This is a genomic window from Methylobacterium nodulans ORS 2060 (assembly GCF_000022085.1).
Classification (GTDB): Bacteria; Pseudomonadota; Alphaproteobacteria; order Rhizobiales; family Beijerinckiaceae; genus Methylobacterium; species Methylobacterium nodulans.
Map to the genome: position 1 here is coordinate 2,772,627 of NC_011894.1, position 16,182 is coordinate 2,788,808.

The 16,182-nt window shown below is 59.5% G+C and carries 13 protein-coding genes and 2 pseudogenes; 8 read left to right on the forward strand and 7 right to left on the reverse strand.

Annotated features, from left to right (window positions below; translation table 11 throughout):
• Positions 1–64 precede the first annotated feature (64 nt).
• Positions 65–940, reverse strand: coding sequence for an amidohydrolase family protein (locus tag MNOD_RS12895; RefSeq protein WP_015929336.1), 876 nt, complete (start codon positions 938–940; stop codon positions 65–67).
• A 1,077-nt stretch (positions 941–2,017) separates the two neighbouring features.
• Here MNOD_RS12895 and MNOD_RS12900 point away from each other — a divergent pair.
• Positions 2,018–3,355 (forward strand): MFS transporter, encoded by a 1,338-nt coding sequence (locus tag MNOD_RS12900; protein ID WP_015929337.1) that lies wholly within the window; start codon positions 2,018–2,020, stop codon positions 3,353–3,355.
• 1,355 nt (positions 3,356–4,710) lie between these two features.
• On the opposite strand, the gene sorB is transcribed toward MNOD_RS12900, so the two are convergent.
• The 4 genes from sorB to MNOD_RS12915 form a co-directional block, all read right to left on the reverse strand.
• Positions 4,711–5,034, reverse strand: coding sequence for a SorB family sulfite dehydrogenase c-type cytochrome subunit (gene sorB / locus MNOD_RS12905; RefSeq protein ID WP_015929338.1), 324 nt, complete (start codon positions 5,032–5,034; stop codon positions 4,711–4,713).
• 11 nt (positions 5,035–5,045) lie between these two features.
• Complete coding sequence (gene sorA / locus MNOD_RS12910) at positions 5,046–6,254, reverse strand: SorA family sulfite dehydrogenase catalytic subunit (RefSeq protein WP_015929339.1); 1,209 nt, start codon at positions 6,252–6,254, stop codon at positions 5,046–5,048.
• A gap of 563 nt (positions 6,255–6,817) precedes the next feature.
• On the reverse strand, positions 6,818–7,075 hold the full coding sequence (locus tag MNOD_RS43140) for a (2Fe-2S)-binding protein (protein ID WP_015929340.1): 258 nt from the start codon (positions 7,073–7,075) through the stop codon (positions 6,818–6,820).
• 311 nt (positions 7,076–7,386) lie between these two features.
• Entirely contained in the window at positions 7,387–8,442 is a 1,056-nt protein-coding gene (locus tag MNOD_RS12915) for a YeiH family protein (protein ID WP_015929341.1), read from the reverse strand.
• A 628-nt stretch (positions 8,443–9,070) separates the two neighbouring features.
• Here MNOD_RS12915 and MNOD_RS12920 point away from each other — a divergent pair.
• From MNOD_RS12920 to MNOD_RS43145, 6 genes and pseudogenes are all read left to right on the forward strand, one after another.
• Entirely contained in the window at positions 9,071–10,318 is a 1,248-nt protein-coding gene (locus MNOD_RS12920) for an aromatic ring-hydroxylating oxygenase subunit alpha (RefSeq protein ID WP_015929342.1), read from the forward strand.
• Between the two features lie 163 nt (positions 10,319–10,481).
• Positions 10,482–11,018: a nuclear transport factor 2 family protein gene (locus tag MNOD_RS12925; RefSeq protein WP_015929343.1), complete on the forward strand. Its 537-nt coding sequence runs from the start codon at positions 10,482–10,484 to the stop codon at positions 11,016–11,018.
• A 131-nt stretch (positions 11,019–11,149) separates the two neighbouring features.
• On the forward strand, positions 11,150–11,521 hold the full coding sequence (locus tag MNOD_RS41460; RefSeq protein WP_015929344.1) for a Rieske 2Fe-2S domain-containing protein: 372 nt from the start codon (positions 11,150–11,152) through the stop codon (positions 11,519–11,521).
• A pseudogene (locus tag MNOD_RS50595) lies at positions 11,493–11,780 on the forward strand (2Fe-2S iron-sulfur cluster-binding protein); the annotation flags it as partial. The gene MNOD_RS41460 and the pseudogene MNOD_RS50595, both read left to right, overlap by 29 nt.
• A gap of 15 nt (positions 11,781–11,795) precedes the next feature.
• On the forward strand, positions 11,796–12,641 hold the full coding sequence (locus tag MNOD_RS12935) for an FAD-binding oxidoreductase (RefSeq protein WP_244424784.1): 846 nt from the start codon (positions 11,796–11,798) through the stop codon (positions 12,639–12,641).
• 28 nt (positions 12,642–12,669) lie between these two features.
• Positions 12,670–13,419 (forward strand): sulfite exporter TauE/SafE family protein, encoded by a 750-nt coding sequence (locus MNOD_RS43145; RefSeq protein ID WP_015929346.1) that lies wholly within the window; start codon positions 12,670–12,672, stop codon positions 13,417–13,419.
• On the opposite strand, the pseudogene MNOD_RS48990 reads toward MNOD_RS43145, so the two are convergent.
• A pseudogene (locus MNOD_RS48990) lies at positions 13,406–13,686 on the reverse strand (hypothetical protein); the annotation flags it as partial. The gene MNOD_RS43145 and the pseudogene MNOD_RS48990 overlap by 14 nt on opposite strands.
• A gap of 690 nt (positions 13,687–14,376) precedes the next feature.
• Between MNOD_RS48990 and MNOD_RS12940 the strand changes: the two are divergent.
• Positions 14,377–15,399 (forward strand): LysR family transcriptional regulator, encoded by a 1,023-nt coding sequence (locus MNOD_RS12940; RefSeq protein WP_015929347.1) that lies wholly within the window; start codon positions 14,377–14,379, stop codon positions 15,397–15,399.
• A gap of 144 nt (positions 15,400–15,543) precedes the next feature.
• Here the strand turns inward: MNOD_RS12940 and MNOD_RS12945 are convergent, their stop codons facing one another.
• The gene (locus tag MNOD_RS12945) at positions 15,544–15,891 is read right to left on the reverse strand and encodes an MFS transporter (protein ID WP_043748633.1); all 348 of its coding nucleotides are present in this window, start codon (positions 15,889–15,891) and stop codon (positions 15,544–15,546) included.
• Positions 15,892–16,182: the final 291 nt, after the last annotated feature.

Sequence of the window (16,182 nt, forward strand, 5' to 3'; positions counted from 1 at the left end):
CAATCTCCCTCACCGGCTTTCTGCCAAACTTAGCGAGGATCTGTGCAAGAGACGCAGACCGGCATCAGCTTTCGATCCCGAGTCCGAAAATGCGATTAGCATTCCGGAACGTCGCATACTTGTAGGCTTCCTGGGAGAGACCCAGCGCCCTGAAATCCTCGACACCCTGTCGCATCGGGCGGAACGGATAGGAGCTTCCGAAGAGGAACTGCTCCTTCATAAATCCATTAGCGGCTTCGACGTAGAGGCCGCCTCCGGGCGAGAATGTGTACATATCGGGTGAAACGAAGACATTCTCATTACGGAATGCGACTGTGACGATCTCGGAAATGCGTGGATAGAATCCATGGCTGCAAACAATCTTGAGCCTGGGGAAAGTGCGCGCAACAACATCAACTGCAAGAGGATCATTAAACGACAAGTCCGGTGTCGTCGGTCCGGACATGATGAAGGCCGGAACCCCTAGCGTCTGGCACAGCTCATACAGAGGCATCAGGCGCTCGTCGCTCGCCTTGAGTGGCTCAGCGTAAAACCCGGCGTCGAGGTTGATGCCCTTCAGGCCAAGTTCCCGCACTGCGCGTGTCGCCTCGGCCAACGCTGCCTCACGGCCGAGTTCAATCGGGTCCACGGAAGCAACCCCGATCAGGCGGTTCGGTGCCTCGGCCGCGATGGCAGCCAGATCGTCGTTTCTGACTCGTACGCCGGGGACACTGCGGGCAACCATCACGGCGGCCGAAATTTCGGCTTCATCCATCTCTGCGACAAACCCGGCGGTGTCGCGCGCTCGCGCAAAATGGTCGATCTCACGGCTGCCGACGCGTCTGTTCAGCCAACGCACGACGTCGTATTGCGGCGTCCCAGGTGCCGATCCGAAAAACGGATGCAGGAAGGCGGGCCGGTTGCGCATATCGATGATCGGCTGGTTTCGCTTCGAAGTCATTTCCCGTTCCGTCCTAAAGATCTGGCATTTCAATGAAGCGGCCAATATGTGTCGCAGCCATACGACTGCAGTAAGCGCCATCCCAAAACAAGGAGAGCGGCCGCCAGCGTATTTCCCGTCTGATCCCCTGCCCTCTCTTCGAGAGCCTGCATCCGACAGACACCAACTTGCGGCGCACCTCGCAGCGAAAATAGTTGAAAGTTCGGATAGGGAGATAGGCACCCCCTATTCGGACAGCCCGCGTCGTGCGCTGTTTAGAGGATCTAGCAATCTGACCGCGCTCCCGAGCACCAGCAAGCCGCGGCAGTTCGCCTGGACGATCCGAAAACCCTCGCTTCCGAGGCTTCCCGTGACCAACTGCCCGGGTTGACGGGAGGAAGCAGACAGGCCGAAAGCCAGGCTTCTTCAACGTGGACAAGACGCGAAAGGGCTTGGGTAGACAAGGCCAATACCGAGGGCGCGGTCTGGGTCTCCACCGCCTGCCGCCCCAAGACCAACAAGCACCTCATGGCGGACCACGGCTTTCCCTCCAGCGTCCGCTGCAAGACGGTGCGCGCGGCCTCCGGGCACGTTCTCGCTGATCAGAAATGCCGCATGGCCTGTTCATCCGCACCGCTGGCCTGGCTGGGCCGGAGAGCGGCCTTGAGCATTGCCCGGGGGCCGCCGGATGCCGCGCCCCTGGGAAGCCGCCAGACCTCGGCAGCGCAACCGGCCAGCCCGAACACTGGCGCCGATCCTCTCAAGACGCGCTCAGACCTGGTAATTCGAGCCCCCTGTCTTCATAGGCAACTCCTATCCCTACCTCTCGAATAAATATTAGCCTAGCGGGCATATTGCCGGCAGGGTTTAGGGGACGCTTGAGTTTCGCATCGCAGCAGTCGGAATTTTGCACCGCAGCATTCGCCGGGCCGAAACCTGGAAGGCTTCCTGGATCTTCATGCCCCGGGGTAACATTTTTAAATGCGAAGACTTGTGAGACACATGGTTACTTTTGATGCAGGCGTCATGCAGCGAAACTGATTGACTAAAGGGTAGTCATCGGCAAACACGGAAATCATAAATCGGAGGAACGCTAGAATGACCACAGGAGTTAGCACGATAAGGCCCCTCGACGAGGCATTCGAAGATGCCAGAGTGGTCGATAAGGCAGTAGTTGAAGAGCCAAAAATCAGCAAAAAAGCCCGCAACACTATCACTTTGGCTGCAACTCTGGGCTATCTTTTCGACGCCTATGCCATTAATATCTATGGCATGACGCTTGCGCTTATCGCCCTGGACTTCGACGTAAGCATCCAGACAATGGGGCTTATTGGATCGATCTTCATTGCCGGATACATGCTTGGAAGCTGTGTGTTCGGCATGCTCGGCGATCGATTTGGACGAAAGCATACGCTTGGCTTTTCGATCTTCGCATATGGCAGTGTGACGGCCCTGACAGGGCTCGCGCTGACTCCGGTTCAGTTTGCGATCGGCCGCTTCTTAACGGGCGTGGGCGGCGGCGGGGAGTTGACGGTCGGTGTGCCCTATGTGGTGGAGTCCTGGGACAGCAAGCACCGAGGCTTTGGTGCCGGCCTGATGTTTGCCGGTTACGCCCTGGGGGTCGTCTATGCCGCGCTGGTGTCCGCGTTGATCCTCGAATGGCTTGGATGGCGGGCGATGTATTTCCTTGCGGTCCTGCCGGCGATCATCATCCTGTTCGTGCGAATGCAACTGGAGGAGAGCCCTAGCTATCTGGCCACGATGGAGAAGCTGAAGCAGGCTCGTCGCAAGCGCGCTTCGTTCTGGTCCTCTCTCAAGGCTAGCCCCGCGCTTCGACGCAATCTCGGCTGGGGATCACTGATCTACGTCTCGCTCGCATGCATTTACTACGCAGAAACCGTTTTCGCAGTGCCGTTCATGGTTTCTCAGCTCAAGATGAGCACGACTGCTGCAGTGGCAACGCTGGGTCTGTTCAATCTCTCAATGTTCGTGTTCTCGATCGGTTGCGGAGCGCTTTCGGATAAAATCGGACGCAAATCTGCGGGCGCATCAACCCTTATCGTCCTGGCCACCTCTCTATGGGTGATGTTCTCAACGACATCGATCCCCTTGTTCGTGATCTTCGGAATCCTGGCTTTCGGCGGTATTGGTGGCTCTTGGGCAATCGGAATGGTGCATGTAGCAGAACTGTTTCCGACTGAAATCCGCGGTTCGGGCTTCGGCTGGTCGGTAGCACTCGGGCGCTTTCCGTCAATCTTCGCTCCCCTCGGTATCGCCTGGCTGGCGAGCGTTACACCCGGCGGGATGGGCGACGCAATGAAGTACTCCTGTATTGTTCTGCTATGTGCGTTGCTCGCCTACCTCTTTGGACCGGAATCACTCGGCCGGTCTGATAGAAACTCCAGCAACGAGATGGAGGATTTGCAGGCCCGTTAAACCTTTACCCGTGATGGTACCGCTCAACGTTACTTCTAGCCGGACCAGTTGGTCCGGCTTTCTTTTTTGAGGTGCCGGTCTCTCCGTCAGAGTGAGTGAAGCGCCGCGGGCAGCGCGAGGCAGAGGGTAAGGTATGTGTATATTAGTAGCAGCAGGGGACACGATACGCGAGCGCTGCTGTAGACACGCGACTGATCGATTGCCTATGGCAGCTCTTACATACCCCGCTAATCGGCATCTCCTTCTTCCGCCACGCTGCGACCGAAGTGCTGCGCTGTGCCGCGAGGCGCTCGCAGGCGCTCCCTGGCATCACACACAGCAGCTGCGGCACCCTTCAGGAACAATCGGCCTCAGCTCGTCGGCGGCGCGATGAAGCTGTCGATCGACCACCCGCCATGGTGACAGGCAGCTTCCTGGCGCAGTTGGGTGTTGCAGCCTTATCAGCGCATGGATGAAAGTTGACATCCATTCACTTCGCCGTCAGTCGACACCGACCCAGGCCGATCGCAGGACGGTCAGAAGCTTGCCAAGCCACCGCAGTACTCTGATGAAAAACGCAGTTGGCTCCCGGCATGACCGCACAGGTCGCCAATCACTTGCCAGTTTAGAATTGTCGCCACAGCGGCAATCGCAACTGTTAGAAGCGCGGCCAGGATCAACGTAACCAAATTCGGATGCGCCCGGAAGCGATGTATGAGTGCGCAACCGAAGGTGAATGTGGCAACTTCTGCGAGAACTACGGACATCGGAAATACCCAAGACCTTTGTTGCCAGCCCTCGCGCGGAATGCTCAAGCGCATACGAATAACCGGCACGGAGGCGTCTCAAGGGCACTCAACTGGTGTCGACCCTCAAGGTTCCTCGTCCGGCTAAGCGCCTTGGCCCTTGAACACCACCGGTCGCCGCGGCATCAGATCATCGCTCGTCCGCCTCTACAACCAGACAAGCGAGATTTCAAGATTTTCGGCGCGTTTGAGGCTGGATGTAGCTTGGCGCAATTCGTGCGGTCAGGTCGCTGTAAGTCTGACCTGGCATGCACTACATGCAGACCGCATGACAATGGGCATTAGAAAAGTCCATTGGCTCCGGTCTCAGAGTTTCGCCAAGCCCTTGGCTTGCCACGGACGTTCGAGATCGACCAACGGCCCGACGCATCAGCATCTTGGTCCGTTGGTATCACACTGGCTCAGCATTCGAGCGCTGATCGATCGTGTCGCTTGGCAGCACTGTCATTACAATTTCGGGAGAACAAGCATATTTTTATGAAATCCTGGAGATTTATCAATTTTGGCGAGCCTGATCGGTCAATGTCTTCAATGCTCAGTTGGAATCGATCGAGAAGCCCGCCAAGTGATTCAATATCTGTCGGCTAGGTACTCTGAGATGGTTTTGGCGTCGGCCTCGCTGATCGGGGCGCCGTAGACCTTGATCATCTTGGTCACCTCGGCGTCCCAGAAGGCTCGGCCTTTCCCGGGCGGCTGTATGGCGATGTAGTCGACCGAGTGGCAGGTCAGGCAGTTGGCCTGCGTGGCCTCGTACCCGGCTGCGTGCGCCTTGTCCCTCGGCTCCTTCAGCTGCGCCGTTGGCTCGGGCAGCGCGTAGGTGCGCGGCCCGGCCAACGCCGCGCCTCCGGCGAGCAGGCCCGCGGCCGCGGCGGCGGTCAGGAATCGCTTCGTCATCATCGCCTCTCTCACGCCGCCTGCACCCGGGTGGTCTCGACGACGTTGCGCATGTAGCCGGCCGGGTTCCACAGAGGGTCGAGCGGCTGCGTCTGCCCGATCCGGTTCGTCGCGCGCACCCGGATCGCATGCGCCCCCGGCGCCAGATCGACCCGCAGGCTCCAGGGCCGGAAGGAGTAGCGCCCGAGATCCTCACCGAGCGCCGCCCGCCTCCAGGTGCGGCCGTCATCGGTCGAGACCGCGACCTCCGTCACGCCGGAGCCGCCGTCGAAGGCGATGCCGCGCAACAGGGTCTCGCCCGCGGGCACCCGCGCCCCGTCGGCGAGGTTGGTGACGAAGGAGCGGACGTTGTAGCGCCCGATCGGCACCGTGGCCGTGGGCGCCTGGCCCGGCTCCGTGCAGGCGCACGCATTGGCCGGAATCCGGTAGGCCGACTTCATCCAGAAGCTCTCGAACGGCTGATCGAGCACCGTGATGCGGTTCAGGTGCTTGACCCAGTAGGTGCCGTAATAGCCCGGCACCACCAGGCGCAAGGGATAGCCGTTGAGCCAGGGCAGCTCCGCGCCGTTCATCGCATAGGCCAGCAGCACCTCGCCGTCGCGGGCGTGGTCGAGGTCGAGCGCCTTGGCGTAGTCGGGTGTGGCCGGGAGCACCGGCCCGTCGAGGCCCTCGAAGGCGACCTGCACGGCGCCGCGGCGCAGGCCGGCCTTGTCGAGCACGCTGCGCAGCGGCACGCCGGCCCAGCGGGCATTGCCCATGGCGCCGTTGGCGAGCTGGCCGCCGGCGACCCGCGGCGCGACGAAGCCGCGCGAATTGCCCGAGCACTGGTTGACCGCGACGACCTCGCTGCCCGGCAGCGCCCGCAGCTCGGCCAGCGAGAGCGAGAGCGGGGTCTCGACATGGCCCGTGACCTCCAGGCGGAAGCTGTCGGGGTCGATGGCGGTCGGGAGGTCGGCGAGGTGGTAGCGCACGAAGAAGGCGTCGTTGGGGGTGATCACGCCCTCGTCGAAGATGCCGAAGGGGGTCTCGAGCTGCGGCGGCCGGCTGGTCATCTCCAAGAGCGGGCGCTTGCCCGGATAGGCGACGAGCGGGCGCTCGCCGTTGCCGAACGGCAGCCGCGCCAGTTCGTCCGCGAAGGCCCGCACGGGCTTCAGAGATGCACCACCAACGGCGAGCGCACCTAGCCCGGCGAATCTGAGGATCTCTCGTCTCTGTATCATTCGATGGACTCTGACATGGAGGGTGGCCGCTCTCGGATGGACCGAGACGTGTCTGGACAAGGTGGCCCGATACGGGCGGATGCTCGGGCGACTTGCCTATGGCATCAAGCACCTATTTTACTCGTTGGTGTCTCATAACCGCGTCTCCGCACCTGAATCATGGACATGGATCGTGGCACGCCCATACCCGACAGCCGTGGGCATCATGTGAGATCGGCGTGCGAGGGACACCCGACTCGCCACTGCGGAGCACGGCAAACCTTCGCGTTCGTGCTTTGACGAACCTTCAGCGGGCCAGCTTTGAGCATAGCGCCAAACGCCAACCTTTGCCAAATATTAGAAAACCATTCGCCCGTATAATCTAATACATTCTTCCTCGGCCTACATAGCCCGCGGCTATCGCGGCCACCATGCGCATCACGTCATCGCGCGCCAGCCGGACGTCAGAGTGACGAGCCAGTATCAACCTTCGCGAGGTCGGCCTCGCTCGACTCTTGTCACAAGGGTGTCTCCCGTAGGCTCGGGTCATCCGCAAGGCCGGGGGCCGGGCTCCAACCCGCGCCTCAGGCGGCGATCTCCCCCTCCGCCTTCTGAGCCTTCACCGCAGAGCAGGTGCTCGTACAAGCGGCCGTGCAGGAATGCGCTACCCTGTCGAGCGCGACTCGCATGATCGAGCGGATGGTGCGGGCACAGCGTCCGCATTTCGGGCTGCAGCCTAAACAGGCATAAACCTGTGCGGGCGTACGCGGGCCCGTGGGGCTGCCGCTCAGGCATGCGCGCACTGCGCCATCGGACAAGACATTGCAGGAACAGACGATCATTCGAGGTCACCACCAGGATGGTACTGCCTAACCGGCCAGATGAAAGGAACTGCTCGTCAAATTCAGAGGCACCGGCGACAGGTCGGCGCCGGATACGCTGACCCGGACTCTCTCGATGCTATGACCATTGCTGCATAGCGCGAAAACGACGCGACTCCTGCGTTCAAAACATGGCTGATGAATCCACCGGATTCGTCTCCATCAGACCAAGTTCAGGCCGACAAGTCGGCGCAATGACAGCCAGCCAATCATAGTTCCATCTCAGTAAAAGCACTGCGCCCGGGATTGACCTCACGGGCGCATTTTCATGCTCAGAGTATTGCAAGGCCGGCTGCCATGGTCGCAAAAATGACGAAGGCTGAGCCGACCAGTGTCGCAATATGTCTCCAACCAAGCGACGTGATCGCATGCAACGACGTATTGAGGCCAAGAGCCGCAATTGCGAGCAGAAGCCCCCAGGTCGAGATTGATATGAGAACGGACTTTACGGACGCAAAAAGGGGCGCAATTGCCGGGTATCCAGGAGCGACGCTGTTGACAATGCAGAGCAGAAGGAACGCGAAAGCAAACGTCGGCATCGGCACCTTGCCTTCACCACTGCGAAGCCCTGAGCGAGTGAAATAGCAGCTAACCGCGAGAACGACGGGCAGTAGAAGGAAAACGCGGAAGAGCTTTACGATCACCGCCGCGTTTCCAGCCTCCTCCGACACCGAATATCCGGAACCCACCACCTGAGCCACATCATGGATTGTCCCGCCCAGCAAAATTCCAGTCGCTCGGTCCGTGAAGCCTAACCAATGACCAAGGAGCGGATACAAAAGCATTGCTCCGGTTGCAAGCAAATTGACTCCGATGACAACAAAAGCGATGTCAGCATCTTTTTCCCTATAACTCGGGACGACAGTCGACGTAGCCAGGGCAGCTGATGCTCCGCAGACGGCCGTGGCCGCCCCCGCGAGAGCTGCATACATCGGCGACTGCCCAAAGATTCTCGCCAGGACGAACGAGGAAACCATCGTGGCCGCCATGGCGGCTACAACGACGACGGCCGCGCCGACGCCAAGGTCGAAAATATCACCCAGGGCAATTCGCAGCCCGAGCAGGGCAACCGACCAACGCAGCAGCGATTTCACACAGAAGCGCATGCCCGGCTGGAACAGGGCGTGAGTTGCAGACCGATGCAGCAGGACCCCAATAAGCAGCGCCAGAACCATGGCCGGAAGGGGAATGCTCTTCGGCAGCAGAGGCTGCAGCCATGTGCTCACGATGGCAACCGCAGCGGCAAAGACCAGCCCCGGAGCAATCTCGTGGATAGTACCGAATTTTGGAGCTGTTCCGGCGGCCGCCGGCGTGACGGAACTCGACATGCACAATTCTCCTAAACGATTGATATCGTCCGGTCCGATCGGCGCTCGAACGGGCGCCGTCGACCGGAGACGCTGGTGAGAGGCAGCTAAGCGTAAGATCGAACAGATCCTCGATAGCCCCAACCGGATCGCCTTTCTATTTGACCGTCGCTGTTGCTTGATCGGCAGCGTCTATCACTGGCTCGCCGATTGCCTCTCGGGTCGCCGAACAGCGCCGAAGCCCACACGTCGGAGCCTCACCAGCAGGCAATCCCACAAGGCGCCAATTATTCGTGATTTTACAATCATTTACGCCGGCAGTACGCGGCTTCGCGGCATCGGTGGCGATCACCTTGCCCCTTGCCTGCTCGACGTTCATTCCACGCTTTTGGACCCAGCGCAAAACTATCGGCAGATAAAGAGGTTTAATTAGCCCGGGGGCGAACGGTGGGCCATCTTCCCCTCCAGTGATGCCGGGACAGCTCCGGAGCGCCCGGAAGCGAAACTGAAGAGTGCAATCAACACTCAAGCAGCTCGAGATCGGGCCGCTTGATGCGCCCTGGCACACGATATTGATCCGACAAGGGCGATCGGCTTTGCCTCGCCACGTACTGTTCCGGATTGACCAAGAACGCGAGGAGGGACGTCTATGCCCGCTAGGAACTCCAAGCAGTGGACCGCTAATCCGCCCCTCCAGCGTGGGGAGTGGATCGACAGCAGAGTTTATACAGACGACGCGATTTTTGAGGAAGAGCTGGAGCTGATTTTCAAGCGTACCTGGATTCCGGTCTGCCACGAATCAGAGCTGCCGAAGCCATACGACTTCCGGACGACCAGCATCGCGCGTGAGCCGGTCATCATCTGCCGCGGCCCAGACAATGTCGTGCGAGCATTCCTCAACGTCTGCCCGCATCGCGGTATGATCATCGAACGCAGGCCGTCCGGCAGCTTCTACGAAGGCCAACCTTCAGGCAATCCGAAGCGGATGACCTGCATGTTCCACGCCTGGCAATTCGACATGAAGGGCAGCTGCGTCTACGTAAGCCGAGAGAAGGAAGGCTACCAGGACCGACTCTGCAAGGAGGATGTCGGGCTCCGCCGGCTCCGCTGCGAAGTGAAGTTCGGGGGATTTGTGTGGGTCAGCCTGGCCGACGATCCCGTTCCCCTCGAAGATTGGGCAGGAGCTCCCTTCGAGTGCCTGCGCAAGACGCTGGACGCCGAACCCCTGGAAGTTTTCCATTACCACAAGGCGATTGTCGACACAAATTATAAGCTTTGGCATGACACGAATTGCGAATTCTACCACGATTTCATGCATTATCATAACCGTGTCACTGGGTTCAACGATGCCTATTTTGCGAGAAAGAACGAGGCGTTCGATCACGGGCATATCGTGGTAGGAACTTTCGAGGTCAACTATGACCAGTATGAAGGTTTCGAAAGCCGCGCTGGTTTGTCGTTCCCCCATCTTCCGCCAAACCAGTGGTATATGATCGATCTCTTCCCCGGGATGAATTTCAATCTGCGAGGATCCGCCCTTCGCTGTGATGTCGTGACACCCCTCGGGCCGAACAAGACAATGATCGAATTCCGTGGTTTAGGCCTGAAGCGCGACACCAAGGAAGAGCGCCAGACCCGCATCAACCACCATAATTCGATCTGGGGGCCGTTCGGCCGGAACCTGCATGAGGACCTCATCGGAGTGCAGGGACAAGGGGTCACCATGCGACCTGGATCCGAGTCTCGTCGTATTCTTCACGGGCGCCAGGAAAACCAGACCATTCATGACGAGAATGGTATGCGGCATTACTATGATGAGTGGGGCCGTTGGATGAATCGGCTTCCGAGCGATCCAGAGAAATCTTACTCACCGCCGGCAACCATCGCAGCTGAGTAGCCGGAGATCGACTGGCGGAGTGTCGAACTCCGTCAGCTTTCCTCGCCTGGGAGGAACCGAACAGGCCTCCCGGGAAATGGAATCGTCAAGCTCTCGCTTGGCCCCGGCGGTCAGACACGGCAGCAGCTTGATGCAGGTTACACTAGAATGAGAGACCACAACAATGGATACTCACTTCATCGCGACTTCTGATACCAGTCTGTCCGGCGCTTACGGAGATCTTCGGCAAGCAGCCGTGCGAGATACAGTATATCAAGCCAGCCTTCTCTTGGATGACCAGCGCTGGAATGACTGGCTTGCGCTTTGCGCGGAGGATTTCACCTATGACATAAAATCGTGGAGCCCCGAGATCAACTACGACATGACCTACCTTCATGCGTCCAGAAAAGACCTTGAATCTTTGATCCGGCTATTGCCTAAGCACAACACCGACCATTCCCCTTTGAGCCGTCATACGAGTGTTTACACAGTGGAGATTTCGCCGGACGGCAGGACGGCACAGGCGATCTCATCCGTCGTCATATTTCAGCACATGCTCGATGGGACGAACTCTCATATCGACTCTGGAGAGAGCCGCCTTTTCTTGGTTGGCAAGTACTACGATCAACTCCGAATCGATGAGACGTCCGTCAGATTCAAGTCACGTGAGGTCAGGCTGCTGAATCGGCGGCTCGACAAGGGATCGCATTGGCCGATCTAGCATCGAGACAGCATGGTTGAGTATGGATTCGGGCCGAGACCGTCTAGCTGTCGACTTCTAGTCGATATTTCCGCGATCTCCCATCGGACTCGCCCGACTCGTTATGGTACTATACAAATGTGGTGGTAGCTATGAACTGGAAATATTTGTGCGATACGTCTGATATTGCAAGCAATTCGCTAAAACTTGTCGACGTTGACGGGATCAGAATTGTCGTTGCGAATTATGGCGAGGGATTCCGCGCCATGCCGCCCATCTGTCCTCATATGGAGGAACCTCTTGAGGAATCCGGCGTGATCGCGAGCTGCGTGCTCACATGCACAAAGCACCTGTGGGCCTGGGATCTTCGAAACTTGGACCTCATTGGCGAGACGGAGAAACCCCTTAAAACCTATGATCTGAAACAGGAAGGCAATCGTCTGTATGCTCTTATTGAGCAAGAGCTTGAATATGATTTCGATGAAGAGGCCGAGGATGACGACGATTTCTTTGCTAAGGCATGAGCCGAATACGTGCGCTGGCCCTTCCGCCGAGGATCTTTGTTCTGTGCAGGAGAGACCCAAGCCTGCAGCAGGTAATCATCTCATTGAGGTTCAGTCCAAGTCAGGAATCCTGGAATTTGCATGTAACCCGGATGACCCGATCCTCCATGCCGGACTGAGTCAGGGGGTTGCTCTCCCGTATGAGTGCGCAACCGGAACTTGTGGAAGCTGCCGGGCCAGAGTGGTATCTGGCGAGGTCGCGGTTGGCTGGGACGAGGCCCCGGGACAGAGTCGCTTGAAGCGCGACAAAGGCGAAATCCTCATGTGTCAGACGCGGCCGCTCAGCGACTGCGTGGTCCGGGTTCCGGCGAATGTCGGCGTAGGGTTCCCGCGGCATGCGGTGCCGCGCCGCTGTGATGGCCGCCTGGATGTCATCACTCGCCTGACTCCCGACGTCATCCATTTCGAGATTTCGCTGTCGGAACCGATTTCCTTCGAGGCGGGACAGTTTGTGCTGCTGAGAGTTGCAGGACTCGAAGGTATGCGGGCCTATTCGATGGTGAATTACGAAAGGAATGCGCAACGCCTCAGTTTCGTGGTCAAGCGGAAGATTGGAGGAGGATTCGGCAACTGGCTCTTTGATCGAGCACGGGAGGGTGAACCGATTGAGGTATTCGGCCCGCTCGGAAGAGCAACGTTTCACCCCGAGGAGGACCACAACCTACTGCTGATCGCCGGCGGGTCCGGAATCGCAGGAATGATGTCGATATTGGATCGAGCGACACGCGACGGTTATTTTCGCAACCACGGGGGTTATGTATTTTTTGGAGTTCGTACGCTGTCTGATTGCTTCTATTTAGATGAATTTAGCCGATACTCGCAGGAGGCGGACGGAAATCTTAAAATTACCGTCGCACTTTCCCACGAGAGTTGCAGCGGACAGCAGCATCCATTGCACCCGGAGATTCGGCTGGCCTCCGGCTTGGTGCACGAGGTCTGTGCACGGGCGATGGAGGATCGGTACGATAACACGATGAGCTACATCGCTGGCCCACCGCCTATGGTCGATGGCGCCTTGCGTGCCCTGATCGTCGGTGCTCGTGCGACGCCAGACCGGATTCGATACGACAAGTTCGGGTAGCATCGAGATGTTCACCGGATCGATTGTGATGCTGACGCCGGCGCTTCTTGGCCTCGGTCTGCTCGCAGGATTTATGATCGGCTGCGTCGGCGTCGGCGGAGTCATCCTTGTTCCGGTGATGACTCTCGGATGTGGCATTCCCATCGGTACTGCTGCAGCAGCTGCGATGATGGGCTACATCGCTACGGGAGCGTCTGGCACCCTGCTCTTTGGCCGTAGCGGAGCGGTCGATCGGAAGCTTTCGCTGGCGCTGTGCATCGGCGCAGCTCCTGGCGCATTGGTTGGCGCGTGGGCCGTACAGAAAGCAAACCCGATTGTGGTTCAAATGCTCATCGCGGCTCTTGCGGCTGGAGCCGGCTTGAACAGCCTGAGCGGTGGAGCTCGTGTTCGTGCTCGGCCGTTTGCGCTGGGGGCTACCTGTGCGGGACTCTTGGGCGCAGCTGTTGGTCTGATCTCGGCGCTCACCGGGACTGGAGGACCGGTAATTCTCGTACCTTTGCTGATGTGGCTCGGCGTCCCCGTGCTGGCTGCGGTCGGTCTAGCGCAGACGATCCAGCTTCCGGTTGCGGGCTTAGCCACGGCGGGCGCCTACCTGATTGGCTCGCTCGACACTCAAATCGGAGCTCAGCTGACGGTCGGACTCGTCGCCGGCAGCATCGCAGGTGCAAGGATTGCTCATTCAGTTACGGAAAAAACCTTACACACAATTGCTGCGGTAATCCTCGTAACGACTGGTACCATTGTCGCAATAAGGTTGGTATCAGTTAATTTTTCCTAGTTTTACATTTCGCTCTACGCTTGAAATGCGCCAGAGCGCCAAGCCGATTCACCGCGCGCCGGAACTCTGCGATCGACCAGGGCACCGGTAAGCTTGGCGTTGAGGGCTATTGAGGAGACCAGTTCGCCAGCCGCCGCACCCGCGTCAGCATGGCGAAGGCCAGCATCGCCAGCGGGACGTGTCGGTGCCAGTTGTGCCACGAGCGGCTCTCGCTGCGGGCCATCCGAGTTCCGTCTTGGTGGTCTCGAACACGTCTTCGATTGCCCAGCATCAGCCTTCCAGCGCCACCGCCTTCTCGCTCGGAGTCAAGGACACCGCGACGGAGCAGGGCGAAGCCGGCGCGCCAAGGCATGGAACCGTGAAACTCTCGGCATAGATATCTTTGCGCACCGCCCTGCGCGAGGTCCGTGGCGCACCTGCGGTCGACAGGGCGGGCGCTGCAGGCCCGCCCCTTGCGCAGGGCACAGTGGTCGAGGCGCGAAGGGCAAGGCCCATGCCTGTCCTGAAGCATCGCGCAGCGCTCGCGTCTCCGCGGTTCTTCCGCGCAAAGGGTGGGAGAGCCGAACCGGCAGAGCGGTCACGGGGCGGGCTGGAGCGGTGCACCCCGCGAGCGAAATCGTCACCCCGCTCCCGGCGCAACGCGCCTGAAGTCGCGGAGGCAAGCATGTCCCAACGCCGGCAGGTGGCACGCCGCCTTGGAGTATTTGGTCCGCTTCTCTGGCGGGAGCCCTGAACCGCGCCAGGCCGGATCATCACCGGGCATCGGCTCCGGCCCTTGGTCGCCCTCGTTTCAAACCTCGTGGCCACGGCCGGATGCGAGAGTGCCGATCCGGTGGAGCTGATAGGCAAAGATCGCACATTTTCGATTTTGAGAAATCGTATCTATGAGATAACCTCGACCGCCACGAGCGAAAGTGAGAGCGAACTCACGAGCTTACGGTCAAGGGTGGAACGCCGATGTTCTTGCGTCAGTTCAAGTACCTTCTCGCCGTAGTGGACGAGGAGCATTTCGGAAGGGCGGCCGAGCGCTGCAACGTTACGCAGCCGAGTCTATCGGTGGGCATAAAGCAGCTTGAGCTCGAGATCGGCGTGCCGATCTTCCTGCGTGGGCGCGGTCAGCGATTTCATGGGCTTACGCCCGAGGGCGAGAGGGTCGTCAAATGGGCCCGCAACGTCGTCGGCCACTGCGAAGCGATGCGCGATGAAATCGCCGAGATGCGCGGAAACCTGTCGGGACGCTTGCGGATGGGTGCCATGCCGTCGATGTCGCCGGTCCTTCCGGTCCTGCTTCAACTCGTGCGTAAGCAGCACCCGAATGTCGTCATGGATGTCCGATTCCTCGGCAACGATGCGATGAAGACAGGGCTCAACAACTTCTCCCTCGATGCCGCGCTCACGTATCTCGATACTGCCGAGCTCGGGCGCCGCAACTCACTGAAGATCTATACTGAAAAGCTCTGCGTGCTTGTTCCGGACACGGAGGAATTTCGGAATCGTGCAAGCATCACCTGGCGTGAAGTTGCAGACCTGCCTCTCGCGATGCTTCGTCCAGCAATCCATGAACGCCGTTTCGTCGATACGATCTTCGACAAGGTAGGCCGCCATCCACGGCCGCAAGTCGAGTCTGAGTCAATCCTGCACCTGATGTTTCAGGTTCAGTTCGGCGGCCTTTGTACAATTATACCTGAACACTTCACACGAATGCCTGGCCTGCACCGGGGCACGAAAGCGCTGCAGGTTGTGGAGCCTGTGGTGAGCCAAGACGTTGGCCTGTTCTGGGCAGAAGGCGAGCTGATGACCCCGATCGCAAGTATTCTTGTCTCAGCCGTCAAGGACCTGAACAAGCGGGGAGGTCTCGACCTAATATTGAATGACCCACGGACCGAGTCTCCCAGCACTTGGCCGTCAAGCGCACCGAACGAGTTGCCGTTCTCCATCGATCTTGGGAGCTCCCGCAGGCCACGACCTGTCAAAGCTTAACGATTACTCACACCGTCCATACCCCGTGCCGACCTGACCGGATCTCAGGCCCCGCGGGGCAATCCCCATCAGAACCGGACACGGGCTGGTCGGGTCTGAGCACGGATGATCTGGCAGGGGAGCATATGCAGAGCCCTCGGCGGGTCAGGTTGCGATCAGGGCAGTCTCGGCTCGCTGCGGACGATCATCCATCGGCCACTGCAGAAGGGCCGCACAGGCACCGAAGCCGTTCAGGCCGTACCACGCGAGATCGTAACGGCCGGTTGCATCGAGAATGATGCCGCCAGCCCACGGTCCGACGAACCCGCCCAGCTGATGGCAGAAGAACACGCCCCCAAAGAGCAGATTGAAATGATCCAGGCCGAACAGTCTTCCGATCAGGCCCGACACGAGCGGGACGACCCCAAGCCAGGTCATCCCCATCACAGCCGCAAATACCAGAGTTGAGGCCTCGCTCACCGGCAGGGAGACGTAAACCGCGATCGCGACCATGCGGATTGCGTAGATTCCGGCCAGCAGATGCCGGCGGCTGTAGCGCGCTCCAAGCAGAGCCCGAACGCGTATGAGCCGATGGCGTTGCACACGCCGATCACCCCAGCGCGGTCGCGCCGACGCTCGGCGCAATCCCGCAGATCGCCAGGGGGCGGCCCGGCCATGTCCGGAGTGGCGTGGCACGCGCGGACTCATCGCCATGCGGCAGGCCTGAAAGGAAGGGTCCGGGGTTTGACAGATTGCCCGCCTTCAGCAACTATCCACATTATGGACTGAATGTCCATAATGTGG

Bases quoted from the DNA above. Each gene is read 5' to 3' on its own strand.
- MNOD_RS12915 (WP_015929341.1), bottom strand. From the start codon at position 8,442: ATGTCGAGTTCCGTCACGCCGGCGGCCGCCGGAACAGCTCCAAAATTC.
- MNOD_RS12900 (WP_015929337.1), top strand. From the start codon at position 2,018: ATGACCACAGGAGTTAGCACGATAAGGCCCCTCGACGAGGCATTCGAA.
- sorB (WP_015929338.1), bottom strand. From the start codon at position 5,034: ATGACGAAGCGATTCCTGACCGCCGCCGCGGCCGCGGGCCTGCTCGCC.
- MNOD_RS12925 (WP_015929343.1), top strand. From the start codon at position 10,482: ATGGATACTCACTTCATCGCGACTTCTGATACCAGTCTGTCCGGCGCT.
- MNOD_RS43145 (WP_015929346.1), top strand. From the start codon at position 12,670: ATGCTGACGCCGGCGCTTCTTGGCCTCGGTCTGCTCGCAGGATTTATG.
- MNOD_RS12940 (WP_015929347.1), top strand. From the start codon at position 14,377: ATGTTCTTGCGTCAGTTCAAGTACCTTCTCGCCGTAGTGGACGAGGAG.
- MNOD_RS12920 (WP_015929342.1), top strand. From the start codon at position 9,071: ATGCCCGCTAGGAACTCCAAGCAGTGGACCGCTAATCCGCCCCTCCAG.
- MNOD_RS43140 (WP_015929340.1), bottom strand. From the start codon at position 7,075: ATGATCGTCTGTTCCTGCAATGTCTTGTCCGATGGCGCAGTGCGCGCA.
- sorA (WP_015929339.1), bottom strand. From the start codon at position 6,254: ATGATACAGAGACGAGAGATCCTCAGATTCGCCGGGCTAGGTGCGCTC.
- MNOD_RS12945 (WP_043748633.1), bottom strand. From the start codon at position 15,891: ATGGTCGCGATCGCGGTTTACGTCTCCCTGCCGGTGAGCGAGGCCTCA.
- MNOD_RS12895 (WP_015929336.1), bottom strand. From the start codon at position 940: ATGACTTCGAAGCGAAACCAGCCGATCATCGATATGCGCAACCGGCCC.
- MNOD_RS41460 (WP_015929344.1), top strand. From the start codon at position 11,150: ATGAACTGGAAATATTTGTGCGATACGTCTGATATTGCAAGCAATTCG.